Here is a 23,488-nt window from a genome sequence, read left to right as displayed (position 1 = left end):
GGATCAGGCCCGCTGGCGCAACGGAACGAGATCGGCCGCGGCGCGCTCCGCACCGGCGCGCGTGTCCTCGTCGACGAAGTACAGCGGGCGGCCCTTGGCCTCGAGGTAGAGGCGCCCGACATACTCCCCGAGAATGCCGAGGGTCAGAAGCTGCACCCCCGAGAACGCGGCGATCGCCAGCACGATCGAGGCCCAGCCCGGCGCGGTCTGGTAGACGACCAGCGAATAGAGGACGTAGACCATCATCAGCCCCGCGACCGCGAGGCTGAGAAACGACAGCCGGGTGGCGAGCCGCAGGGGCTTGGTCGAGAAGGCGGTCATCGCGTCGGTCGCGAGCCGCACCATCTTGCGCAGGGGGTACTTGGTCTCGCCGGCTTCGCGCGCGGAACGGGTGTAGGCGAGGCCGATCTGCCGGAAGCCGGCCCAGGCGAACATCCCGCGCACGAAGCGGGCGCGCTCGGGCATCGCCAGCACCGCGTCGAGGGCCCGGCGGCTGACAAGGCGGAAATCGCCGGTGTCGCGCGGGATGTCGACGTCCGACATGGCATTCAGCGCACGGTAGAACACGTGGGCCGTCGCTCGCTTGAACGCGGTCTCGCCCTCGCGGCGGGCACGCTGGCCATAGACTACGTCATAGCCGCGATCCATCATCGACATCATGTCGGGCAAGAGCTCGGGCGGGTCCTGAAGATCGGCGTCGAGCATGAAGATCCGCTCGCCCCGGGCCGCCTCCAGCCCGGCCGTCAGCGCGACCTGGTGCCCGCGATTGGCCGACAGGCGCAGTCCGACGAGGTTCGGACAAGTGGCGCGGGCGCGCTCGATCTCCTCCCACGTGGCATCGGTTGAGCCGTCATCGACCAGGATGATTTCGGCCTGGGTCCGCCACGGCGCCACGACCTGCGACAACCGCTCGACGAGCGCGGGAATCGAGGCTTCCTCGTTCATGCAGGGAACGACGATGGACAGGTGCATGACCGGACTCCGGGCGTGTCTTCGTTGCAGTCCGGACTAGCCCCCGTTTGTGGTTCAAATTTGGCCACCATTGGACCGGTTTTGGAACCCGGTTGTTCGTCCTTCGGAAACGCGACCGCGGCCACCACCGGAGCGACGGATCGCCCCGGGCGTCGTTGCGCGCGCGATTGCGGTTGAACCTTCCCCTGCGCGGGGAGTAAGTCCGGGCTGCCCCCGGCACGGGGCGACTTGCCACGGACCGGACGCGACTGCCCCGTGAAACGCCTAGCTGCTCCTATTCTGATCGGCCTCGTCGGCGCCGCCATCCTCGTTGCGCTCGGGGTGTGGCAGGTGCAGCGGCTCGAGTGGAAGCAGGGCATCCTGCGCGAGATCGAGAGCACGATCGGCGGCGATCCGATCGCGTTGCCGGCCGATCCCGACCCGGAGGCCCATCTGTACGCACCGGTGACTCTCGACGGCTCGATCGGCCCCGGCGAGGTGCACGTGCTGGTCAGCCAGAAACGGCAGGGGGCCGGCTACCGCGTCATCGCGCCATTCGCGACGGAGGACGGCCGCCGCGTCCTCGTCGATCGCGGCTTCGTGCCGGTGACCGAGAAGGACGCGCCGCGCCGGATCGGAGAGACCGCGCTCCGCGGCAACCTGCACTGGCCCGATGACCGCAATCCGTCGACGCCAGAGAACGACATGGGCGGCAACACCTGGTTCGCGCGGGACATCGCGGCCCTGGCCGACACGCTCGATACCGATCCGGTGCTCGTGGTGGTACGGTCCGAAACGCCGGCGACGCCCGGCATCCAGCCGCTGCCGGTGTCGACCGCCGGTATCCCGAACGACCACCTGCAATACGCCATCACCTGGTTTTCGCTGGCCGCAATCTGGATCGGCATGACCGTGATCTGGATCCGCCGCGATACCTTCGCCCGGCAGTCCGAGGAACCTCTGCGATGAACTATGTCTCGACCCGCGGCACGGCCCCGGTGCTGGATTTCGAGGCGGCGATGCTCTCCGGGCTCGCGCGCGACGGCGGGCTCTATGTCCCCGAAACGGTGCCTCAGATGTCCGCCGCCGACATTCGCGCCCTGCACGGCGCGAGCTATGAGGACACTGCCTTTCGGGTGATGCGGCCCTTCGTCGGCGACACGTTCTCCGACGACACGTTCGGCGAGTTGATCGAGAAGGCCTATGCCGGGTTCGGCCACGGCGCGCGCGCGCCGCTCGTCCAGCTCGCGCCCGGGCACTTCCTGCTCGAGCTGTTCCACGGGCCGACGCTCGCGTTCAAGGACTTCGCGATGCAGCTGATCGGACAGCTCTTCGAGGAGGCGCTGACCCGGCGCGGCGAGCGCGTGACCATCGTCGGAGCAACCTCGGGCGACACCGGAAGCGCGGCGATCGAGGCGTTCCGCGGTCTCGATGCAGCGGACGTCTTCATCCTCTACCCGCATGGCCGCGTCTCCGAGGTCCAGCGCCGTCAGATGACCACGCCGGCCGAGGCGAACGTGCACGCGGTGGCCATCGACGGGCATTTCGACGACGCGCAGGCGCGTCTGAAGGACATGTTCAACGATTTCGCGTTCCGCGACGGCGTGCGCCTCGCCGGCGTGAACTCGATCAACTGGGCGCGCGTGCTGGCGCAGGTGGTCTACTATTTCTCCGCCGCGGTATCGCTCGGCGCGCCCGACCGGGCCGTCAGCTTCACCGTGCCCACGGGCAATTTCGGCGACATCTTCGCCGGCTACATCGCCAAGCGCATGGGCCTGCCGATCGACCGGCTGGTGATCGCCACGAACCAGAACGACATCCTTCACCGCGCGATGTCCTCGGGTGACTACCGCACCGATGCCGTGGCACCGTCGATCTCGCCGTCCATGGACATTCAGGTCAGCTCCAACTTCGAGCGCGCGCTCTTCGATGCCTACGACCGTGACGGCGCGGCGGTGGGCCAGCTGATGGACGAGCTGAAGTCCGGCGGCGGCTTCCACGTGAGCCAGGGCGCATTGCAGGCGCTGCGCGAGCATTTCGACTCGGGCCGCGCCTCCGAGGCGGAGACCTCCGAGTGGATCGCCCGCGCCCACGCCACGATGGGCGAGCTTCTCTGCCCTCATTCCGCCGTCGGCGTGAAGGTCGCCGAGGACATCCGCGATCCCGCCGTGCCGATGGTCACGCTGGCCACAGCCCATCCGGCGAAGTTCCCGGACGCGGTCGAGGCCGCGACCGGCGTTCGCCCGGCCCTGCCAGAGCGCATGGCCGACCTGTTCGACCGCGAGGAGCGCATCACCCGCGCACCCAACGACCTCGCCGCCCTCGAGACACTGATTCAGGAGCGTATCCGCACTTGACCGTACAGACCGCGACCCTTCCGAACGGCTTCCGCGTCGTCACCGAACACATGCCCGGCCTGAAATCCGCGGCACTCGGCATCTGGGTGTCCGCCGGCGGCCGCCACGAGCGCCCCGAGCAGAACGGCGTGGCGCATTTCCTGGAGCACATGGCCTTCAAGGGCACGGCGACCCGCTCGGCGCTCCGCATCGCCGAAGAGATCGAGGATGTGGGCGGCTACATCAACGCCTACACGAGCCGAGAAGTCACCGCCTACTACGCGCGCGTGCTGGAGGCCGATACCGGCCTCGCGCTCGAGGTCATCGCCGACATCCTGCGCAACCCGCTCTTCGACGAGCGGGAGATCGAGACCGAGCGCCACGTGATCCTGCAGGAGATCGGCCAGGCGCTCGACACGCCCGACGACATCATCTTCGACTGGCTGCAGGAGACCTGCTATCCCGAGCAGCCGATCGGCCGCGCCATCCTCGGCGAGGCGGGCCGCGTCGGGGGCTTCGGCCGCACCGATCTCGCCGCGTTTGTCGAGGAGCATTACGGCCCGGACCAGCTGATCCTGTCGGCGGCCGGAGCGGTCGATTACGACCGCCTCGTCGCGCAGGCCGAGGCGCTCTTCGGCGACATGCGCCCGCGCGGCCATGCCGAGGCGCTGCCCGCGACCTTCCGCGGCGGCGAGGTCCGCCGCGAGAAGCGGCTCGAACAGGCGCATCTCGCGCTTGCCTTCGAAGCGCCGGGCTACCGCGCGCCGGATTTCTACACCGCGCAGATCTACTCGACGGCGCTCGGCGGTGGCATGTCGTCGCGCCTGTTCCAGGAAATCCGCGAGACCCGCGGCCTGTGCTACACGATCTTCGCCCAGTCCGGCGCCTATGCCGATACCGGCACCACCACGATCTATGCCGGCACCTCCGCCGAGGAGATCGGCGAGTTGACGTCGATCACCATCGACGAGATGAAGCGCGCCGCCGACGACCTCGGCGCCGACGAGATCGCGCGCGCCCGCGCGCAGATGAAGGCCGGCCTCTTGATGGGGCTCGAAAGCCCCTCGGCCCGGGCCGAGCGCGCCGCGCGGATGATCCAGATCTGGGGCAAGGTGCCCTCGATCGAGGACACGGTCGCGCGGCTCGATGCCGTGACCGATGCCGACGTGCGCGCCTTCGCCGAGGCGCAGGCAAGCGCCGCCCCGGCGGCGATGGCGCTTTACGGCCCGGTCTCGGGCGCGCCCGATTTCGCCAGCCTCACCGCGCGTCGGGCCGCTTGATGATCGGATTGCGACGGCGGTTCCGGATCGAGACCGAGCGTCTCACCCTGCGTCCGCCGGCGCATGCCGATTTCACGCCGTGGTCGCGGCTGCGCGCCGAGAGCGCGGAGTTCCTCAAGCCGTGGGAGCCCACTTGGGCCGGCGATCACCTCAGCCGCAAGGCCTTCACCAACCGCGTCTACTGGGCCGGGCGCTCGATCGCCGGCGGCACCGCCGTGCCCGTCTTCCTGATCCGCCGCGCCGACGACTGCCTGCTCGGCGCCATCACTCTCGACAACATCCGCCGCGGCCCGGCGCAGTCGGCGACGCTCGGCTACTGGATCGGCCAGCCCTTCGCACGCCAGGGCTACATGCGCGAGGCGATCGGCGCGATGGTCCACCAGGCCTTCGAACGGATGGACATCTCCCGCGTGGAGGCCGCCTGCCTGCCCGAGAACGTGGCCTCGCGCGGTCTGCTCGAACGCTCGGGGTTCAAGTACGAAGGCGTCGCGCAGAGCTACCTGCAGATCAACGGCCGCTGGCGCACGCATGTTCTCTACGCCGCGCTCCGGATGGACCGGCGCGGCCGCACGCAGGTCGGCTGATCGGGCCTGTGGCGCCGCTGCGCGCACGCGCTTGTGATGAGGCCCACGCGTCACACGGTTGCTAGCGTCCGGGCATAGCCGGAGGCCCGCATGATCCGATCCCTGATCCTCGTTCTCGCGCTCGCCCTTTTCGCGCCGCCGCCGACGGCGGCGCAGGAGGCGCGGCGACCCAGCCACTGCATCGCCATCGCCGAGGCAGATCCCGGGATCGACCACGTGCACAGGGCGAGCTGGCAGGCGCCGATCGAGGATTACGGCGTGCGCATCCGCTACATCGCACACGCCTCCTTCCTGATCCGCACGGCCGACGGGGTGAACGCGGTCACGGACTATACCGGCTTCATCGGCAACACGACGATGATCCCCGACGTCGTCACCATGAACCATGCGCATTCCTCGCACTGGACACCGAACCCCGACCCGGCGATCCCGCATGTCCTGCGCGGCTGGGGCGAGGAGCACGGCGCCGGCGTCGATCATTACCTCGAACTGGGCGAGATGCTCGTGCGCAACGTCTCGACCGACATCCGTTCCTCGTACGGCGGGCGCGAGGAGGACGGAAACTCGATCTTCGTGTTCGAGACCGGGGGCCTGTGTATCGCGCATCTGGGTCACCTGCACCACGAACCCAACGACGCACAATACGCCGCGCTCGGGCGCGCCGATGTCCTGATGGTCCCGGTCGATGGCGGCTACACGATGTCGCGCGAGGCGATGATCCGGGTCGTCGAACGGCTCAAGAGCTCGGTTGTGATCCCGATGCACTGGTTCACTCCCTACGCGCTCGAGGATTTTCTCGACGGCGTGTCCGAGATCTGGGCGATCGACCGGACCGGCCGCTCCACGGTCGACCTGTCGCTGCGCACCCTGCCCTCGCGGCGCACGGTCATGGTGCTCGACCCGCAATGGCTGACCGACGAGTGAGCGCCGGCGCCGGTCCCCGCGTGCCGCGCCGATCCTTCATCTTGCCGAAAACCCCGGGGGAGTCGCGCCACGGGCGCGACGGGGGCAGAGCCCCCGGCACGGGCGGCCGCCCGCGCGACGGGTTTGGCATCGTGGCGACGGACGGTTAGACCTGCCTCCGAGCCGCACCGGAGCCCGCATGACCCTCGCGCCCGCCGATCCCGCCTTCCTCGACGCGTTGTCGCACGCGCTGCCGCCGGACACGCTCCGCCCGGTCGCGCCGCGCTATCTCGAGGAGCCGCGCGGGCGCTGGCCCGGCGCCGCGGCGCGCGTGGCGCTGCCCCGGACCGCGGAGGAGGCCGCGATCATCGTGCGCGCGGCGGCCCGGGCGCGTGTCGCGCTCGTTCCCTATGGTGGTGGCACCGGCCTCGTCGGCGGACAGGTGATGCCCGGAGACGCGCCGGCGCCGCTGCTCGTGTCGATGGAGCGGATGACCGCGATCCGCGCCACCTATTCCGACGAGAACGTCATCGTCGCGGAGGCCGGCGCGATTCTCGCCGACGTGCAGCGCGCCGCGCGAGAGGCCGACCGGCTGTTTGCGCTGTCGCTCGCCTCCGAGGGCTCGGCGCGGATCGGCGGTCTCCTGGCGACGAATGCCGGCGGCGTGAACGTGCTGCGCTACGGCAACGCGCGAGAGCTCTGCCTCGGGCTCGAGGCCGTGCTGCCGTCGGGCGAGGTCTGGCACGGCCTGCGGCGGCTGCGGAAGGACAACACCGGCTACGACCTTCGCAACCTGCTCGTGGGCGCCGAGGGCACGCTCGGGCTCATCACCGCCGCGAGCCTGCGGCTTTTCCCGATCCCCGCCGCGACGGGCACCGCGCTCATGGTCGTCGACGGCCCCGCCGCCGCGCTCGATCTGCTGTCGCGCGCCCGCGCGCGCGTGGGAGAGGCGGTCAGCGCGTTCGAGATCATGTCGCGGACCGGCTACGACTTCCTCGCCGAGACCGCGCCGGACCTGCGACAGCCCTTCGACACCCCGCCCGAGTGGAGCGTCCTCGTCGAACTGGGGCTTCCGGCCGGCCTCGATCCCGCCGACACGCTCGAATCGATCTTTGCCGAAGCGCACGAGGCCGGGCTGGTGAGCGACGGCCTGATCGCCCGCTCCGAGACGCAGGCGCGGGAGTTCTGGCAGGTCAGAGAACGGATTCCGGACGCGAACCGGGCCGTGGGCGCGGTCGCCTCGCACGACATCTCGGTCCCGCTCGGCGCTCTGCCGGAAGTGATCGGCGCAGGCGCGGCCCGCCTGGCGCAGATCGACACGTTCCGGATCAACTGCTTCGGCCATGTGGGCGACGGCAACCTGCACTACAACGTGTTCCCGGCCGACGGTCGCAAGGCGGCCGATCACGCGCACCAGCGCGATGAGGTGTCCCGCGTGATCCACGACCTCGTGCACGAAATGGGCGGCTCGATCAGTGCCGAACACGGAATCGGGCGTGCCAAGGTCGCGGATCTCGAGCGGTACCAGGATCCGGCCAAGCTCGCCGCCATGCGCGCGATCAAGTCGGCGCTGGATCCGGAGGGCATCATGAATCCCGGCGCGGTGCTCCGCTCTGCCGGCTGACTGCGGGCGCGGCCCTACATGCCGTGAAAGACGCAACCGTCCGACAGGAACATCGGCGGCGTCAGGCACAGCCCGCGCGCCGTCTCGAACGCGGCGAGGACCTTGGGCACGTAGTCCCGCGTCTCGGCATAGGGCGGCACGCCATCATGCGGCGCGATCGAGTTCTCGCCGGCGTTGTAGCCCGCGAGGACCAGCATCGGGTCTCCGTCGAACTTCTTCATCAGGAAGTCGAGGAACGTGATCCCGCCGCGAATGTTCTGCGCGGGATCGAAGCTGTTCTTCACGCCGAAACGCTCGGCGGTCGCCGGCATCAGCTGCATGAGGCCCTGTGCGCCCGCACCGCTGACCGCGTCGGAGCGTCCGCCCGACTCGACCGCCATGACCGCCAGAGCGAGCGCCGGCGACACCTCCGTGCCGATCGTCGCGGCAAGGATGTCGCGTCCGTGCCGGCGGGCCATGTCCTGAAGCGCCTGCAGCCGAGGCGTGGCGACCGTTTCTCCGGACGGCGCACGCGCGAGCTGCGAGAGCGCGGGTTCGAGCCGTCCCGGTCCCGCCCCGTCGAGCCCGGCGCCGACCGCGTCCCAGAACCAGCCGTAGCGTCCGACGGCACCCGGCCGCGACGGGGCGACAGCTGCCGTGCTCACGGTGGTCTTGTCGGATTCGTCCGGCGCGCGCCGTTCGGGCGGCGGCAGAACCGCGGGGTTGGCCCGCGGCGCGACCTGGACCGTGATCCGTTTCTTGGTGCCGGCCGCGGGGGGCGTGACACGCTTGAAGGTGAACTCCGCCATCGCCGGCGTCGCGATGGCGAGGGCGGCCGCGACCGCCGCGAACTTCGCGAAAGAAGCCATGTACTGCTGCGCCTCCGGGGCATCGGCGGTCTCTGCCGCGTTGAGCCGAGAATGCCAGAGCGACCGTCCGGGCCCAAGGCGACCCCGGCGGATCGGCGTGGGATGGCGGCGCAGGCGCAACAGATATTGGTCTTTTCACACGCCGGGCATGCCTGAAAGCGCCGCCGAAAGGCCCCGTCAAAAAAAGTGGTTAACTACAAAATGGGCCCGTTCAAGCCAAACTCGTGCCCCAATCTCCCGGCTATTTAGCACCATACCGCAAGGGAACGGGATGAATGAGAGAGCTCCCGACGAACCCCCGGACCGGTTGGAAAGCAAGAGCAAACCTTATCTACGGAGTAAGATCATGATCAAGTTTCTGAAGAACTTCCGCAAGGACGAAGCCGGCGCCGTGACCGTTGACTGGGTCGTGCTGACCGCAGCAGTCGTTGGCCTCGCCATCGCAGCCTACTCGACCATCCAGTCCAACGCCACCGACCTCGTCGGCCGCGCCGGCACCGGCATGCTGACCGGCTCGGGCGTTTCCTACGACTGATACGCCTGATCAGACCGGAAGGCGCGGCCCCCTGCGTCTTCCGGATGGTCACGATAAAACCCGCGTCAGCCCAAGCCACTCCGGCCGGTCGATCCTCCGAGAGGCCCGGTTGGACATGGCAAGACGGATGGCGCGGGTTTCTGTTTGGGTGAGTCTGTACGGATGACACGTTTTCTTTCGCGCTTTGCCTCAGATGAATCCGGCGCTGTCACCGTCGAGTGGGTCGTGCTGACCGCTGCCGTGGTTACGCTGGCCTACATGGCCGCGACGGGCATCCAGACCAGTGCGGTTGGAGCTGGCGACGTCGCCATCTCCAACGCTTGGGCCAATAAGCCCGACTAAAGTGACGCGGACCACGCACCGGGCCGGAGAACCGGCCCGGCCGCGGTTGCGACACAGCTCGGCTCCGCGCATTCGCGCCACATCTGCGACCAGACGAATTCCCCATTTCCGCGACGGCGCCATTCTTTCGGCGCCTTTCGGTGTCAGCGTCTGCCCGATTGGCCGCTCCGGCCCGACACGCCCCTGAGGAGGTTGTCCCATGAGAATGATTTTCGGACTTGTCCTGATCGCCGGGCTCGGCCTCGCCGGCTTCGCGGTCTACATGGCTCAGAACTATATCGGCGCCTACGAGGCGGCGCTGGCCGAGGAGCGGCGCAAGAGTGCCGAGGCATCGGCCCTGCCGACCACGAAGGTCTGGGTCGCCAACCGGTCGATCCGCTACGGCGAGCCGATCACCGAAGAGGACGTGCGCCTCAGCCTGTGGCCGGTCGAGTCGCTGCCCGAAGGCCATTTCGGTCCCGACAACCCGGTCAACGTGGATCCGTCGCGTCCGCGCGTCGCGCTGCGCCCGATCGAGAAGAACGAGGCGTTCATGGAGGTCAAGGTTTCCGAGCCCGGTGGCGAGGCGAGCCTGACCAACCGGCTCGAGCGCGGCCAGCGCGCCTTCGCGATCAAGGTTGACGTGGCCTCCGGCGTGTCGGGCTTCCTGCGTCCGGGCGACCGGGTCGACATCTACTGGACCGGCCGCGCCGGCAACGGCGGATCGGCGGGCGAGGTCACCAAGCTGATCCAGACCGGCATCGAACTCATTGCCATCGACCAGACCTCGACGGTCGAGGATTCGGCGGCGAGCGCCATCATCGCCCGTACGGTCACCGTGGCGGCGAGCCCCCAGCAGGTCGCGGCACTCGCCCAGGCGCAGTCGACCGGAAACCTGTCCCTGTCGCTGATGTCGCCCGACGACGACACCATCGCCGAGGCAATCGAGGTCGATCAGAGGTCGCTGCTCGGGCTCGAAGAGCGCCGCGAGCAGGTCCAGCAGGAGACCAAGGAGGTCTGCACCATCCGCACCCGCCGCGGCGCCGAGGTGGTCGAGATCCCGATTCCCTGCACGAACTGACAACAGGATCAACGGCTTGGGATGCGGGCGCCCCGGTGAGGGCGCCCGTTCGCATGTGTGCCTGTTGCCAGTTGTCCACATACATTGTGCCGGCGAACCATTTGATTCTTGCAATAATTCCGAGTGTCCCGCACCTTTGCCGAAAATGCGGGCGGAAAAGACCTGCACCTGAGGCGTGATCGGAAAGGCAGGTCACATGCACATCGACAGGATCCTGAAGGCGGCCACGCTTGGGCTGGCCTGTGCCGCTGCACCGCTGGCGGTCCCCGCCCCCGAGGCACAGACGCTGCGCGTCGTTCAGGGCGCGGTCGGACGCACGCTCAGCGTGCCCATGAATCGCGCCGTGGTCGTCGAAAGCGAGATGCCCTTCGCGGAGCTCTCCATCGCCAACCCCGCCATCGCGGACATCTCGTCGCTGTCGGACAGCACGATCTACGTCCTCGGCAAGGCGCCCGGCACCACCACGCTGACCATCCTCGACGAGAACGGCCGGCTGATCTCCAACGTCGACGTGCGCGTTTCGGCCGACGTCTCGGAGTTCAAGGAGCGGCTGCAGCAGATCCTGCCCGGCGAGGACATCGAGGTCCGCACCGCCAACGACGGCATCGTGCTGTCGGGACAGGTCTCATCGGTCCAGAAGCTCGACCGCGCGCTGGAACTGGCGCAGCGCTACGCACCCGACCGGGTCTCGAACCTGATGACGGTCGGCGGCGTCCAGCAGGTCATGCTCAAGGTCCGCTTCGCGGAAATGCAGCGCTCGGTCTCCAAGGCCCTGCGCTCTTCGCTGTCGGTGATCGGCGACGGATTCGGCGGCGATCTCGGCGTGCGCGCCGGCGCGGGTGCCGGTGTGGGCGCCGGCGCGGTGGGCGCGGTCTCGCCACAGGCCGGATCGACCGGAGCAGCGCTGCTCGGCTTCGATGTCGGCGGGCTCGAGGTCGGCATTCTGCTCGAAGCTCTCGAATCCAAGGGTGTCGTGCGCACGCTGGCCGAGCCGAACCTCACCGCCCTCTCGGGCCAGGAGGCGCGCTTCCTCGCCGGTGGCGAATACCCGATCCCGATCGCGCAGGACGAAGGCTCGATCAGCGTCGAGTTCAAGCCGTTCGGTATCGAACTCGACTTCGTGCCGCGCGTCGTCGACGGCGATCTCATCAATCTCGAGCTGCAGACCGCCGTGTCTGCCATCGACCCCGCGAACGGCGTCCAGATCGACGCCTTCCAGATCGACGCCTTCACCCGGCGCGAGGCCTCGACCACGGTCGAACTGCGTGACGGCGAGAGCTTCGCCATCGCCGGCCTTCTGCAGGACGATTTCAGCGACATCAACGGGCAGGTGCCGTGGCTTGGTGACGTGCCGGTCCTCGGCGCGCTCTTTCGCAGCGCGGAATACCAGCGCAGCCAGACCGAGCTCGTCATCATCATCACGCCGCATCTCGTGACGCCCACCAAGGGCGAAGCCCTGGCGCTGCCGACCGATCGCGTGCGCCCGCCCTCCGAAAAGGATCTCTTCCTGTACGGCCGGGTGAGCGACGGCACCCGTCGTCCCAAGGCCGGCGCCGCCGGCGAGGTCGCCCGGCAGGATTTCAACGGGTCCTACGGCTACGTAATGGACTGAGAATGACGAGGGGTCGCACGATGCGCGCATTTCTCCTGAGCACCGCCGGTCTTCTGGCACTGTCGGCCTGCGGCGATGCCGGGCGCGACCCCGTCTTCACCCAGTTTCACCGCGAAAGTGGCGCCGTGATCGACACCGGGGCGTTCGGCACCGCGACCAAGTCGAACCTGGCCCGGATGAAGGGGCAGTCTGACTACGCCTACGATCTGCAACAGCGCTTCGCCGCCGAGGTCCCGACGACGGTGAACTTCGCGTTCAACTCCGCGTCGCTCGGCGCCGCGGCACGCTCTGCCCTGCTCCAGCAGGCGAACTTCATCCGGCAGTTTCCCGAGATTCATTTCCGGGTCTACGGTCACACCGATCTTGTGGGCTCCGACGCTTACAACAAGGCGCTCGGCCTGCGCCGCGCGCAGGCTGTCGTGGCCTTCCTCGGACAGCAGGGGATCAGCCTGTCGCGGCTCGAAGCGGTCGTGTCCTATGGCGAAACGCAGCCGCTCGTCGTCACGGAGGGTCGCGAACGCCGCAATCGCCGGACGGTGACCGAGGTATCGGGCTTCGTCAAAGGCCATCCGAGTGTGCTCGACGGCAAATATGCCGAGATCATCTACCGCGATTACGTGCAGAGCGCGCAGCCCACCTCGACCCTTTCGGGCGGCGGCGTCGGCCAGATCGGCGGCGGAGGCGGCGGCGACGGCTGATCTGCCCCGTCGGGGCGCCGGGAACAGCGCGCTCCGACAGTCCAACCGTATGATATATCACGAGAACGCGCGGCACCGTTCCGCTGCGCAACGATGCTGCCTGCCCGGGTCCGACCGTGGCCGATCATCGTACAATCACGATAATTTCGTCCAAATGTTGCCGCCATTGATTGCGAGGGTCCTCGCATAGCACCGGTGCGTGCCGCGTCGTCCCGAGGGACCGATGCGCCTGCGTCCCGGGTCCGGCGGATTTGCCACCGGAGCCGTGCCCCGTTCCGGGCGCATCGGCGCGATTTGCAAAGGATGTGAGGCCCATGACGCTTGCCACAGCCCAGACTGCCGAAATCGGTCCCGTGCGCGCCTGCACGGTGAGCCGCGACGTTCAGCTGTTCGACCTGCTGATCGAAGATATGGAGCAGTTGTTGGGCGAGTCCTGGGGAGACCTCGGATTTTCCGAAGCGATGACCTTTCTCGGTCAGCCGGACGCTGCGTCGCTCGAGTTCATCGCGCTCGCCATCGACGACACCGACGAAGAGAATATCGACCGCCTCGATCACCTGATCGCTGCGGCCAAGGCGCGCGGTGTGAAGGTCGTGCTGATCGCGGAGGACGTGACCCCGGCCGCCCTTCACCGGCTCCTCAAGAATGGCGCCGACGAGTTCGTGCCCTATCCCCTGCCCGAGGGCGAGCTTGCCGCCGCAGTCGAGCGACTGAACCGCCCCGAGCCGTCGGTCCTGGCCGCGCCGCAGGAGGGCGAGAAAGTTCAGCTGACCGAGGGCGGCGACGGCGTCGTGATCGCCGCGCATGGGCTCTCCGGCGGCGTGGGCACCACGACCTTCGCGGTGAACCTCGCATGGGAGCTCGCAACGGTCGTGAAGGACAAGGATCGCGCGCCGCGTGTCTGCCTGATCGATTTCGGCCTCCAGTTCGGATCCGTCGCCACCTACCTCGACCTGCCGCGCAAGGAGCCGGTGCTCGAAATCCTGTCGGATATCGATTCGCTCGATGCCGAGAGCTTTGCGCAGGCGCTGGTGAACTTCGATGACAGGCTGCAGGTCTTCACCGCACCGCCGGATCTTCTGCCGCTCGACATGATCGGGCCGGCCGAGGTGCAAAAGCTGATCGACATCGCCTGCAATCACTTCGACTTCGTGGTCATCGACCTGCCGAGCGCCGTGCTGCAATGGTCCGAAACCGTGTTGAACGCGGCGCAGGTGTTCTTCGCACTTGTCGAGCTCGACATGCGCTCCGCCCAGAACACGCTGCGGCTGAAGCGGGCGCTGCAATCCGAGGATTTGCCGTTCGAGAAGCTGCGCTTCGTGCTGAACCGCGCACCAAAGTTCACCGACCTGCAGGGCAAGAGCCGCGCCAAGCGGATGGCCGAGAGCCTCGGCATCGCGCTCGACCTGCACCTGCCCGATGGCGGTCGCGTGGTCGGGCAGGCCTGCGATCACGGCCTGCCATTGGCCAGCCAGGCCGCAAAGAACCCCCTCCGGCGCGAGATCGCCAAGCTCGCGCAGTCGCTCTACGCCGTCGGCCAGTCCGACGCCGATGCCGACGCCGCCTGACGGAGACGCTGACCCATGTTTTCGCGCTACAAGAAGACCAAGGACGCCAGCCCGCAGCCTGTCGCAGCTGCCGCTGCCGCAAAGACCGCGACGAAGCCGGCGCCGGCCGGCGAGACCAGGGTGGCCGAGCCGCCGAAACCCGTCGCGATGCGCAAGCCCGGCCCCATCGTGGAGGCCCGCTCCGCCGCGCAGGATCGCGACAAGAAGCGCCGTGAGCGCCTGCAGGACATCAAGCTGGAACTGCACCGCGCACTGCTCGACAACCTGAACCTCGCGGCGCTCGATCAGGCGTCCGAAGCGGATCTCAAGACCGAGATCCAGGCCATCGCGCAGGAGACGCTGCAGGAGAAGTCGATCGTCCTCAACCGCGAGGAACGCCAGACCCTCAACCAGGAACTCTACGACGAGGTGAAGGGGCTTGGTCCGCTCGAGCCGCTTCTCAAGGACGAGTCCGTGTCGGATATCCTCGTGAACGGTCCTCAGCAGATCTTCATCGAACAGAACGGCAAGCTGAAGCTGTCGGACGTGACGTTCAAGGACGAGCGACACCTTCTGCGGATCATCGACAAGATCGTGTCGGCGGTCGGCCGGCGGGTCGATGAATCGAACCCCTACGTCGACGCACGCCTGCAGGACGGCTCGCGCTTCAACGCGATGGTGCCGCCGATCGCCGTCGACGGCTCGCTCGTGTCGATCCGGAAGTTCAAGAAGGACAAGCTCGGCATCGACGACCTGGTGCGCTTCGGCGCGTTCACCGAGGAAATGGCCGTCTACCTGCAGGCGGCCGTCGCCTGCCGGCTGAACGTGATCGTCTCGGGCGGTACGGGCTCGGGCAAGACGACGACGCTCAACGCGCTGTCGTCGTTCATCGACGACAGCGAACGGATCCTGACGATCGAGGACACCGCGGAACTTCAGCTGCAGCAGACCCATGTGGGGCGTATGGAAAGCCGCCCGCCCAACGTCGAGGGCAAGGGCGCCGTCACGCCGCGCGACTGTCTCAAGAACGCGCTCCGGATGCGACCCGACCGCATCATCGTCGGCGAGACGCGCGGCGAGGAAGTGATCGACATGCTGCAGGCCATGAACACCGGCCACGACGGCTCGATGACGACGATCCACGCCAACTCGGCGCGGGACGGTATCTCGCGTCTCGAGAACATGATCGCGATGGCCGGCATAGAGATGCCGCTGAAAGCGATGCGGAGCCAGATCTCCTCGGCCGTCAACCTCATCGTGCAGGCCTCGCGCCTGCAAGACGGCTCCCGCCGCATGACCTCGATCACCGAGGTCACCGGCATGGAGGGCGAGGTGATCTCGATGCAGGAGCTGTTCCGCTTCCAGCGGGTCGGCCTGACGCCCGACAACAAGATCATCGGCCATTTCACCGCGACCGGAGTGCGCAGCCACTACTCCGAGCGCTTCAAGATGTGGGGCTATGACCTGCCCCCGTCGATCTACGAACCTTTCCGGGGGGACTGACGGCCATGAGCGCCGAATTCATCATATACGGCCTGATCTTCATCGCCGTGCTGGGCCTCGTCGAGGGCGCCTATCTCGTCGCGTTCGGCAAGTCGATCAGCCTGAACTCCAAGGTCAACCGCCGGCTGGAGATGCTCGACAAGGGCACCCGTCGCGAAGAGGTGCTGGCCAAGCTGCGCAAGGAGATGGACCAGCACATGGAGAGCAAGGGCATCCCGCTCTACTCCATGCTGGCCGACCGCGCCCAGAAGGCGGCCATCGCCTTCACGCCGCAACAGCTGATCATGATCATGGTCGCGCTCAGCGTCGTCGCCTTCGTGGCGCTGTCGCTCGGGACCGATGCCTCCCTGCCCGTCCGCGCCCTGCTCGGCGTCGGGTTCGGTGTCGGCGGCGTCTTCACCTGGATCAACCACAAGTCCAAGAAGCGTCTGTCGATGATCGAGGAACAGCTGCCCGACGCGGTCGAGCTGATGGTCCGGTCGCTCCGGGTCGGCCACCCGTTCTCCTCGGCAATCTCGATCGTGTCGAAAGAGATCAAGGATCCGCTCGCCACCGAGTTCGGCATCATCGCGGACGAAAGCGCGTACGGCCGCGACATCGGCGAGGCGCTCAAGCACATGGCCGAACGGCTCGACATGCAGGACCTTCGCTTCCTTGCGGTGGCGGTGGCGATCCAGCAGCAATCGGGCGGCAACCTCGCCGAGATCCTCGAAGGTCTTGCCAAGGTGATCCGCGCGCGCTTCCGCCTCTTCCGCAAGGTGAAGGCGATCACTGCAGAGGCGCAGTGGTCGGGCAAGTTCCTGTCAGGCTTCCCGGTGGGAGCCCTGATCCTGATCCAGGTGACGAAGCCGAACTACTACGACGACGTGCTGGACCACCCGTGGTTCATCCCGTGCTGCTTCATCGTGGCGATCCTGCTGACGGCGAACCTGTTCGTCATGCGGATGCTCACGAACATCAAGGTCTGAGGGGGCCCCGAGAATGCTCGATCAATTCAACGCGATGCTCGTGGGAATGCTCGGCCCCGCCGGTCCGCTGATCGCGGTCGGCGGCCTTGCCTTCGTTCTGCTGCTGGCCTGCATTCCGATGATGCTGAACTCGCGGCCGGACCCGCTGGACAAGCTTGTCGAGAAGTCGAACCGCGGACGGATGGAAGCCGAAACCCGCGCCGTGCTGCGCGAAAAGGCCAAGAACGACAAGCTCAACAAGTACGCCCAGTTCCTCGAGCCGCAGAACGTCGAGGAATACACCGACATCAAGAAGAAGCTTCTGAACGCGGGCTACCGCAGCAAGGAAGCGGTGCGCTACTACTACCTCGCGCAGTTCGTCCTCGGCCTCGGGCTCCTGGGCTGCGGCCTCGTCTATTACCTCGTCGCGCTCGGCCCCGACGCGACGCCCAAGCAGATGGCCATGTACATTCTCGGGCCCGGCATCGTCGGCTACATGGGCCCGAAATACTGGGTCAACAAGCGCTGCGAAGAGCGCCGCCAGCAGATCCAGGACGGCTTTCCTGACGCGCTCGACATGATGCTGGTCTGCGTCGAGGCGGGCCAGTCGATGGACCAGGCCATCGTGCGCATCTCCAAGGAATTGCGGGCGTCCTACCCCGCGCTCGCCGAGGAATTCCAGCTCGTCAGCTACGAGATGAAGGCCGGCAAGGACAAGTCCGCGGTCCTCAACGACATGTCCGAACGCTGCGGCGTGCAGGACGTGTCGTCGTTCGTCACCGTGCTGAACCAGTCGGCGAGCTTCGGCACCTCGGTGGCCGACGCGCTGCGGGTCTACGCCTCCGAGATGCGGGACAAGCGCGTCATGCGCGCCGAGGAGAAGGCAAACAAGTTGCCAACGAAGATGACATTGACCACGATGATGCTGACGGTGCCGCCGCTGCTCATCATTCTCGTGGGCCCCTCGGCGGTCGGCGTCATGGAACTCGGCAGCTTGGGCCAATGAGGATACATGCGCATCGCGCACCTGTTCGTCATCGCGACTCTCGGATCGGCCGCGTGTTCATCGGGCGGCTTTTCCGAATCTGACGACCGGCTCTTCGCCCCACCGACCGATCCGCGGGGTGAGGCGGTCGATGGCCTGACCGTGGGGCATCGCCTGCTCGATGCGAACGAGCCCGAGCTCGCGCTCGAGGCCTACCAGCGCGCCGCGGCGACCGAGGGCCTCACCGGCGAGGTCCTGTCCGCCATCGGATCGGCGAACCTCGCGCTGGGGCGTCTGAACCAGGCCGAGGGACAGCTTCGGCGCGCGGTCGAGACCGACGCGGCGAACCCGCGTGTGTGGAACAACCTCGGCGTTGTCCTGATCGAACGCGGCAAGGTCGCCGAAGCGGCCGAGATCTTCCGCCGGGCCTACGCGCTCGACAATGGCGAAAGTGACGCAATCCGCGACAATCTGCGCTTGGCACTCGCAAAGCGCGACAATTCCGGCTATCGTCCGATCGAGGCAGACGAGTTTCGGCTCGTGCGTCGCGGCATGGGTGAATACCTCATACGCAACGCAGAATAAGAACCGCGACGCAGATACGCGGGCCGACAGAGCAGTGAAGGACGCAGAAAAATGCGCCACCCCATCTTTGCCGTCCTCTGCATCGCAGGGGCGACCGGTGTTGCAGGTTGCGAAAAGCTACCATTCGGCAAGAGCTCCGCTGACGAGACCGTGGAACGCGCCTTCCAGGGCGTGAACGCCGTCGACGGGGCCAATCTCAACGACATGATGCTGCAATCGGCCGATCCCGACGAGGCGGTGCGATACTTCCAGCGCTCGGTCAAGCAGGAGCCCGCGCGCCTCGAGTTCCAGCGCGGCCTTGCGAAGTCGCTGGTCCGGGCCGGCCGGGTCAGCGAGGGCGCGGCAACCTGGCAGGAGGTGACCACCCACAAGGACGCGACCGACGCCGACCGCGTGCAGTTGGCGGACGCCCAAATCCGTGGCGGCGCCTGGACCGAGGCGCAGGCCACGCTCAACGCCATCCCGCCCACGCACGAGACCTTCGAGCGCTACCGCCTCGAAGCGATGGTCGCAGACTACAACGAGAACTGGCAGAAGGCCGACAGTTTCTACGAAATCGCGGTCGGGCTCACCACGACGCCGGCCAGCGTCCTGAACAACTGGGGCTTCTCCAAGCTCACGCGCGGTGACCACGCCGCGGCGGAGCGCCTGTTCACCGACGCTCTGCGCCAGGACGACACGCTGTTCACCGCCAAGAACAACCTGATGCTGGCCCGCGCCGCGCGCGGCAACTACGCCCTGCCCCCGATCAGGATGACGCAGATCGAGCGGGCAGAGCTTCTGCACACGCTCGGCCTCGCGGCGATCAAGCGCGGGGACGTGGCCCTCGGCCAGGGTCTTCTCGAAGACGCGCTCGAATCCCATCCGCAGCATTTCGAGGCCGCGGCCACCGCGCTCGACGCGCTCGGCGGCACCGCCGCGCGCTGAACCGGGGCTCGCGGAGACACGCACGCATGGACATCTCGGCCGCCGCCGCGCTCTGGTTCCTGCCCTTCGTCGCGCCCATCTGCCTGTGGGTCTGCTACACCGACATGAAATGGATGAAGATCACCAATCGCACCGTCCTGGTGCTCGTCGGGGTCTTCGCCGTTGTCGGCCTGGTCGCGCTCCCGCTCGAGACTTGGGCGTGGCGCTGGAGCCACCTCGCCGTCGTCCTGCTCGCCGGGATCGCGCTGAACGCGGGCGGCGCCATGGGCGCCGGCGACGCGAAATTCATGGCCGCGGCCGCCCCGTTCGTGCACCTTGGCGACCTGCGGTTCCTTGTGGTGCTGTTCGCCGCGACGCTGCTTGCGGCCTTTGCCGCGCATCGCGGGGCGCGCCTTGCCGGTCTCAGCCGGCTCGCCCCCGAATGGGTCAGCTGGACGAGCGGATCACGGTTTCCGATGGGCCTCGCGCTCGGCGGCACACTCGCGCTCTACCTCGCGCTTGGCGTGGCCTACGGGCGCTGAGCGGCGCGCGCTCAGAGATCGAGCATCTCCACCAGCCGCTGCAGTGCGTCGCGTTCCGCGTCGCTTCGTCCCGCGCCGCGCGCGCGGAACAATGTCGCCTGGCTGCGCAGCACCGGCTCCTCGTCCAAAACCTTCAGGTGGTTGGCGCGCAACGTCTCTCCGGTCGAGGTGATGTCGGCGATGGCCTCCGCGGTGAGGTTGGCGATGGTCCCCTCGGTCGCACCCTGGCTGTCCACTAGCCGGTAATCCGCCACCCCGCCCCGACGCAGGTAGTCGCGCACCAGCCGGTGATACTTGGTCGCGATCCGCAAGCGCTGGCCGTGGCGCGCCCGGAAGGCCGCCGCGACCGCATCCAGATCGTCGAGCGTATCGACATCGACCCAGGCCTGCGGGACCGCCACCACGAGGTCGGCATGCCCGAAGCCGAGCTCGGCCAGTTCCTCGACCGTCTGGTCCCATTGCACCAGCGTCTCGCGCACGAGATCGCTGCCGGTGACGCCAAGGTGGATCCGCCCGCGCGCCAGTTCGCGCGGGATCTCCGACGCCGACAGCAGAACCAGCGACACGCCCTCGACGCCGTCGACCGCGCCGGCATATTCGCGCTCCGACCCGGTGCGCGACAACCGCACGCCGCGGGCCGCGAACCAGTCGAAGGTTTTCTCCATCAGCCGCCCCTTCGACGGCACGCCCAGCTTGATGCTCATGCCGCGTCTCCGAGCGCGATGAGAAGGTCCGGCCGGATCACTCCGCCGACCGCCGGGATGCTGGCCCCGCCGCCGAGTCGCGCGGTCAGCGCGTCGTACCGGCCGCCCGTTGCCACCGGTGGAAGGTCCGGCCGGCCCGGCGCCGCGAAGCCGAAGACGAAACCGTCGTAGTATTCCATCGAGGTGCGCCCATAGCTCGTCTCGAAGTCCAGCGCCTCGACATCCACGCCGCGCGCCGCCAGCGCTTCGCAACGGCGGGCGAAGCGCTCCACCGCCGGCCCGAGCGCCGGCAGATCGATGGCGAGGTCGCGCAGCCGCTCGAGCGCGAACGGGCAGGTCTCCGATACCTTCAAGAGCGCCTCGAGATGCGTGACCTCCTCCGCCGACAGCGGCGGCTCTGCCGCGTCCTCGTGCAGCGCGACGATCCGCGCGCGGATCTCGTCCTCGCCGCGCATCCCGATCAGGGGTGCCGCCACGGCCATCGGGTCGGTCGACGCGAGGAGCGCCGCGCGCGTCGGCGGCACCGGCGCGCGCCCGGCGAACCGGTCGATCAGCGCGCGGAACCGGCGCGGCCGCCAAATGTGCCGCAGAAGCGCCGCCCGGCGCCGCTCCGAGATCCGCAATCCGCCGACCGCGGCGGTCAGGATGCCGATATCGCCGGTCGCCGCCCGCACGGGATAGTCGGCAAGGAGCGTCGCGAACCGCGCGAAGACCTCGGCATCGGCAGCCTCCGGTTCCGATCCGTCGAAGACCTCGTAGCCCGCCTGCACGTATTCCGAGGCCCGGTCCGGATGCTCCTCCTGCCGCCGGAACACCTCGCCGGCGTAGCAGTAGCGCGCGGGCTCCGCGCCCTCGCGCGTGTGCCGCTCGACCACCGGCACGGTGAAGTCCGGACGCAGCATCAACTCGCCGCGCGCCGGATCCTGCGTGACGTAGGCGCGCGCCCGGATGTCCTCGCCGTAAAGATCGAGCAACGTTTCCGCCGATTGCAGTACGGCACAGTCGACCGGCACCGCGCCGGCCTCCTCGAACCGCGCGACCAGCACGGCGGACAGCGCCCGCGCGGCGGCCTGGCTCATGACCCCTCCCGGTCGGACGACGCGACGATCTCGCGCACCCGCGCCACGAGCTCGGCCCGCGGCACCTCGACCTGGCTCGGCCGCTCCTTCCATTCCTCGAGCGTCGCGTTCTCGGCGATCCGGGCGCCCAGGATCAGGTCCTTGATCTGCACCACGCCGCGCTCGAACTCCTCCGAGCCCGCGATCACCGCCGCGGGCGAGCCGCGCCGGTCCGCGTACTTGAGCTGGTTGCCGAAATTCTTGGGATTGCCGAGATAGACCTCGGCCCGGATGCCGGCGCGCCGCAGCTCGGCCACCATCGCCTGATACTCGGCCATGCGCGCGCGCTCCATCACCGTGACGACGACCGGTCCCTCCGCCTGACCGCCCACGCGCCCCGTCGCGTGCAACGCCGCGAGCAGCCGGTCGACCCCGATCGACACGCCGGTCGCCGGCACCGCCTGCCCGGTGAAGCGCTTCACGAGATCGTCGTAGCGCCCGCCGCCCGCGACGGAGCCGAACTGCCGCGGCCGCCCCTTCTCGTCGGTGATCTCGAAGGTCAGCTCCGCCTCGAAGACCGGTCCGGTATAGTAGCCGAGCCCGCGCACCACCGACGGGTCGATGACGATGCGCTCCGGCCCGTAGCCCTGCGACGCCAGCAGGTCCGCGATCTCGGACAGTTCGTCGACGCCCGCCGCGCCCGTGTCCGAGGCGCCCACGGCCGCGCGCAGGTTCGCGAGCGTCGCCGCGCTGTCGGTGCCCTTGGACGTCAGGAAGGCCACCACCGGCTCGGCCTGCTCCGGCATCAGCCCGACACCGTCGATGAACGCGCCGGACTGGTCCTTGCGCCCGGCACCGAGGAGCTCGCGTACCCCGGCCTTTCCCACCTTGTCGAACTTGTCGATCGTGCGCAGCACCGCGTCCTTCTGCGCGTCGTCCTCGAGACCCATGGCCTCCAGAACACCGTTCAGGACCTTCCGGTTGTTCACCCGGATCAGGTAGTCGCCGCGCCGAATGCCGACGTCCTCCAGCACGTCGGCGAGCATCGCGCAGATCTCCGCATCGGCGGCCACCGACGGCGCCCCCACGGTATCGGCGTCGCACTGGTAGAACTGCCGGAACCGCCCCGGCCCGGGCTTCTCGTTGCGCCAGACGGGGCCCATGGCGAAACGCCGATAAGGCGTCGGCAGATCGTTGCGGTGCTGCGCGTAGACCCGCGCGAGCGGCGCCGTCAGGTCGTAGCGCAACGCCAGCCAGTCGCCTGCGCCGTCCTCGTCGGCCTCCTGCCACGCGAAGACACCCTCGTTCGGGCGGTCGACATCGGGCAGGAACTTGCCCAGCGCCTCCACCGTCTCCACGGCGGAACTCTCGAGCGCCTCGAAGCCGTAGCGGCGATAGACCTCGGTGATCCGGCCCAGCATTTCTGCGCGCTCGGTCACCTCCGCGCCGAAATAGTCGCGGAATCCCTTCGGGGGTTCGGCCCTGGGCCGGGGCGCTTTCTTGACCTTCGCCATGGCGGTGAGAAGCTCCTCGCGTGTCGCGCCGCCGCTCTATCCGCTCGCGACACGAGGGGCAAGCGAGGCCGAGCCCGCGCGCGCCGCCGTTGCGCGCATCGCGCGCGGCCGCTAAGCGCGGTTCATGACCGATGCCGAACGCCTCGAATCCTACCTCGCCGATCTCGCCCGCCAGGTCGACGATCTCTCCGCGATCGTGGCGCGCCAGGACGCCGAGATCGCCCGCCTCTCGGCACGGGTGGAGCGCCTGACACGCCGCGAGGCCGAGCGAGAGGCCGAGGGCACCGGCGGCCACGTCTTCGGCGACGAGCGCCCGCCCCACTACTGACTGGGGCCGCGCGCCGCAGCCGCCGCGCGCGCCCGATCCCCCTTCATCTTGCCGGTAAACCCCGGGGTCCGGGGCAGCGCCCCGGGGCGGGGGTCC

General features: G+C 68.3%; 24 protein-coding genes. 19 read left to right on the top strand and 5 right to left on the bottom strand.

The features are described from left to right. Positions 1-3: 3 nt before the first annotated feature. A complete protein-coding gene (locus ROJ8625_RS18955; protein WP_085793496.1) occupies positions 4-972 on the bottom strand; it encodes a glycosyltransferase family 2 protein in 969 nt (322 codons plus the stop codon). 255 nt (positions 973-1,227) lie between these two features. On the opposite strand from ROJ8625_RS18955, the gene ROJ8625_RS18950 reads away from it, so the two are divergent. The 6 genes from ROJ8625_RS18950 to ROJ8625_RS18925 all read left to right on the top strand — a co-directional run bounded on the left by ROJ8625_RS18950 (position 1,228) and on the right by ROJ8625_RS18925 (position 7,678). Beyond that, positions 1,228-1,920 carry an SURF1 family protein gene (locus ROJ8625_RS18950; RefSeq protein WP_085793495.1) on the top strand — a complete coding sequence of 231 codons (693 nt, stop codon included), beginning with the start codon at positions 1,228-1,230 and terminating at the stop codon, positions 1,918-1,920. Next, positions 1,917-3,308 (top strand): threonine synthase, encoded by a 1,392-nt coding sequence (gene thrC / locus ROJ8625_RS18945; RefSeq protein WP_085793494.1) that lies wholly within the window; start codon positions 1,917-1,919, stop codon positions 3,306-3,308. The genes ROJ8625_RS18950 and thrC overlap by 4 nt, the downstream gene beginning before the upstream one ends. Continuing rightward, a complete protein-coding gene (locus tag ROJ8625_RS18940; RefSeq protein WP_085793493.1) occupies positions 3,305-4,567 on the top strand; it encodes a M16 family metallopeptidase in 1,263 nt (420 codons plus the stop codon). The genes thrC and ROJ8625_RS18940 overlap by 4 nt, the downstream gene beginning before the upstream one ends. Next, a complete protein-coding gene (locus ROJ8625_RS18935; protein ID WP_085793492.1) occupies positions 4,567-5,151 on the top strand; it encodes a GNAT family N-acetyltransferase in 585 nt (194 codons plus the stop codon). Before ROJ8625_RS18940 ends, ROJ8625_RS18935 begins: the two co-directional genes overlap by 1 nt. Positions 5,152-5,241: 90 nt before the next feature. After that, on the top strand, positions 5,242-6,075 hold the full coding sequence (locus ROJ8625_RS18930) for an MBL fold metallo-hydrolase (protein ID WP_085793491.1): 834 nt from the start codon (positions 5,242-5,244) through the stop codon (positions 6,073-6,075). A 178-nt stretch (positions 6,076-6,253) separates the two neighbouring features. Next, positions 6,254-7,678, top strand: coding sequence for an FAD-binding oxidoreductase (locus ROJ8625_RS18925; RefSeq protein WP_085793490.1), 1,425 nt, complete (start codon positions 6,254-6,256; stop codon positions 7,676-7,678). 14 nt (positions 7,679-7,692) lie between these two features. Here the strand turns inward: ROJ8625_RS18925 and ROJ8625_RS18920 are convergent, their stop codons facing one another. Further along, the gene (locus tag ROJ8625_RS18920; protein ID WP_085793547.1) at positions 7,693-8,526 is read right to left on the bottom strand and encodes a lytic transglycosylase domain-containing protein; all 834 of its coding nucleotides are present in this window, start codon (positions 8,524-8,526) and stop codon (positions 7,693-7,695) included. A gap of 346 nt (positions 8,527-8,872) precedes the next feature. Here ROJ8625_RS18920 and ROJ8625_RS18915 point away from each other — a divergent pair, with 346 nt between their 5' ends. The 12 genes from ROJ8625_RS18915 to ROJ8625_RS18860 all read left to right on the top strand — a co-directional run bounded on the left by ROJ8625_RS18915 (position 8,873) and on the right by ROJ8625_RS18860 (position 19,788). Continuing rightward, positions 8,873-9,061, top strand: coding sequence for a Flp family type IVb pilin (locus ROJ8625_RS18915; RefSeq protein WP_085793489.1), 189 nt, complete (start codon positions 8,873-8,875; stop codon positions 9,059-9,061). A 162-nt stretch (positions 9,062-9,223) separates the two neighbouring features. Then, on the top strand, positions 9,224-9,403 hold the full coding sequence (locus ROJ8625_RS18910) for a Flp family type IVb pilin (RefSeq protein ID WP_085793488.1): 180 nt from the start codon (positions 9,224-9,226) through the stop codon (positions 9,401-9,403). A 199-nt stretch (positions 9,404-9,602) separates the two neighbouring features. Then, on the top strand, positions 9,603-10,463 hold the full coding sequence (gene cpaB, locus ROJ8625_RS18905; RefSeq protein WP_085793487.1) for a Flp pilus assembly protein CpaB: 861 nt from the start codon (positions 9,603-9,605) through the stop codon (positions 10,461-10,463). Positions 10,464-10,659: 196 nt separating this feature from the next. Continuing rightward, on the top strand, positions 10,660-12,075 hold the full coding sequence (locus tag ROJ8625_RS18900) for a type II and III secretion system protein family protein (protein WP_085793486.1): 1,416 nt from the start codon (positions 10,660-10,662) through the stop codon (positions 12,073-12,075). 20 nt (positions 12,076-12,095) lie between these two features. Next, positions 12,096-12,773 carry an OmpA family protein gene (locus tag ROJ8625_RS18895; RefSeq protein WP_200813344.1) on the top strand — a complete coding sequence of 226 codons (678 nt, stop codon included), beginning with the start codon at positions 12,096-12,098 and terminating at the stop codon, positions 12,771-12,773. A 314-nt stretch (positions 12,774-13,087) separates the two neighbouring features. Beyond that, positions 13,088-14,341 (top strand): CpaE/TadZ family protein, encoded by a 1,254-nt coding sequence (locus ROJ8625_RS18890; RefSeq protein WP_085793484.1) that lies wholly within the window; start codon positions 13,088-13,090, stop codon positions 14,339-14,341. A 15-nt stretch (positions 14,342-14,356) separates the two neighbouring features. Beyond that, positions 14,357-15,823: a TadA family conjugal transfer-associated ATPase gene (locus ROJ8625_RS18885; protein WP_085793483.1), complete on the top strand. Its 1,467-nt coding sequence runs from the start codon at positions 14,357-14,359 to the stop codon at positions 15,821-15,823. A 5-nt stretch (positions 15,824-15,828) separates the two neighbouring features. Next, positions 15,829-16,791 (top strand): type II secretion system F family protein, encoded by a 963-nt coding sequence (locus ROJ8625_RS18880; protein WP_085793482.1) that lies wholly within the window; start codon positions 15,829-15,831, stop codon positions 16,789-16,791. 13 nt (positions 16,792-16,804) lie between these two features. Further along, positions 16,805-17,776 (top strand): type II secretion system F family protein, encoded by a 972-nt coding sequence (locus ROJ8625_RS18875; RefSeq protein ID WP_085793481.1) that lies wholly within the window; start codon positions 16,805-16,807, stop codon positions 17,774-17,776. A 6-nt stretch (positions 17,777-17,782) separates the two neighbouring features. Continuing rightward, positions 17,783-18,340: a tetratricopeptide repeat protein gene (locus tag ROJ8625_RS18870; protein WP_085793480.1), complete on the top strand. Its 558-nt coding sequence runs from the start codon at positions 17,783-17,785 to the stop codon at positions 18,338-18,340. A 51-nt stretch (positions 18,341-18,391) separates the two neighbouring features. Next, positions 18,392-19,267, top strand: coding sequence for a tetratricopeptide repeat protein (locus tag ROJ8625_RS18865; RefSeq protein ID WP_085793479.1), 876 nt, complete (start codon positions 18,392-18,394; stop codon positions 19,265-19,267). 26 nt (positions 19,268-19,293) lie between these two features. Next, the gene (locus tag ROJ8625_RS18860) at positions 19,294-19,788 is read left to right on the top strand and encodes a prepilin peptidase (RefSeq protein ID WP_085793478.1); all 495 of its coding nucleotides are present in this window, start codon (positions 19,294-19,296) and stop codon (positions 19,786-19,788) included. Between the two features lie 11 nt (positions 19,789-19,799). Here the strand turns inward: ROJ8625_RS18860 and hisG are convergent, their stop codons facing one another. From hisG to hisS, 3 genes are read right to left on the bottom strand one after another with little or no spacing between them, the layout of a single operon-like run. Then, complete coding sequence (gene hisG / locus ROJ8625_RS18855) at positions 19,800-20,492, bottom strand: ATP phosphoribosyltransferase (RefSeq protein WP_085793477.1); 693 nt, start codon at positions 20,490-20,492, stop codon at positions 19,800-19,802. Next, complete coding sequence (locus ROJ8625_RS18850) at positions 20,489-21,571, bottom strand: ATP phosphoribosyltransferase regulatory subunit (protein WP_085793476.1); 1,083 nt, start codon at positions 21,569-21,571, stop codon at positions 20,489-20,491. Before ROJ8625_RS18850 ends, hisG begins: the two co-directional genes overlap by 4 nt. Beyond that, on the bottom strand, positions 21,568-23,064 hold the full coding sequence (gene hisS / locus ROJ8625_RS18845) for a histidine--tRNA ligase (RefSeq protein ID WP_085793475.1): 1,497 nt from the start codon (positions 23,062-23,064) through the stop codon (positions 21,568-21,570). The genes ROJ8625_RS18850 and hisS overlap by 4 nt, the downstream gene beginning before the upstream one ends. Before the next feature lie 124 nt (positions 23,065-23,188). On the opposite strand from hisS, the gene ROJ8625_RS18840 reads away from it, so the two are divergent. Further along, entirely contained in the window at positions 23,189-23,392 is a 204-nt protein-coding gene (locus ROJ8625_RS18840) for a SlyX family protein (protein ID WP_085793474.1), read from the top strand. Positions 23,393-23,488 lie beyond the last annotated feature (96 nt).

This window comes from Roseivivax jejudonensis (assembly GCF_900172265.1).
Taxonomy (GTDB): domain Bacteria; phylum Pseudomonadota; class Alphaproteobacteria; order Rhodobacterales; family Rhodobacteraceae; genus Roseivivax; species Roseivivax jejudonensis.
Note: the sequence above shows the minus strand (reverse complement) of the source record. Positions and strands in the feature narration are given on the sequence as shown.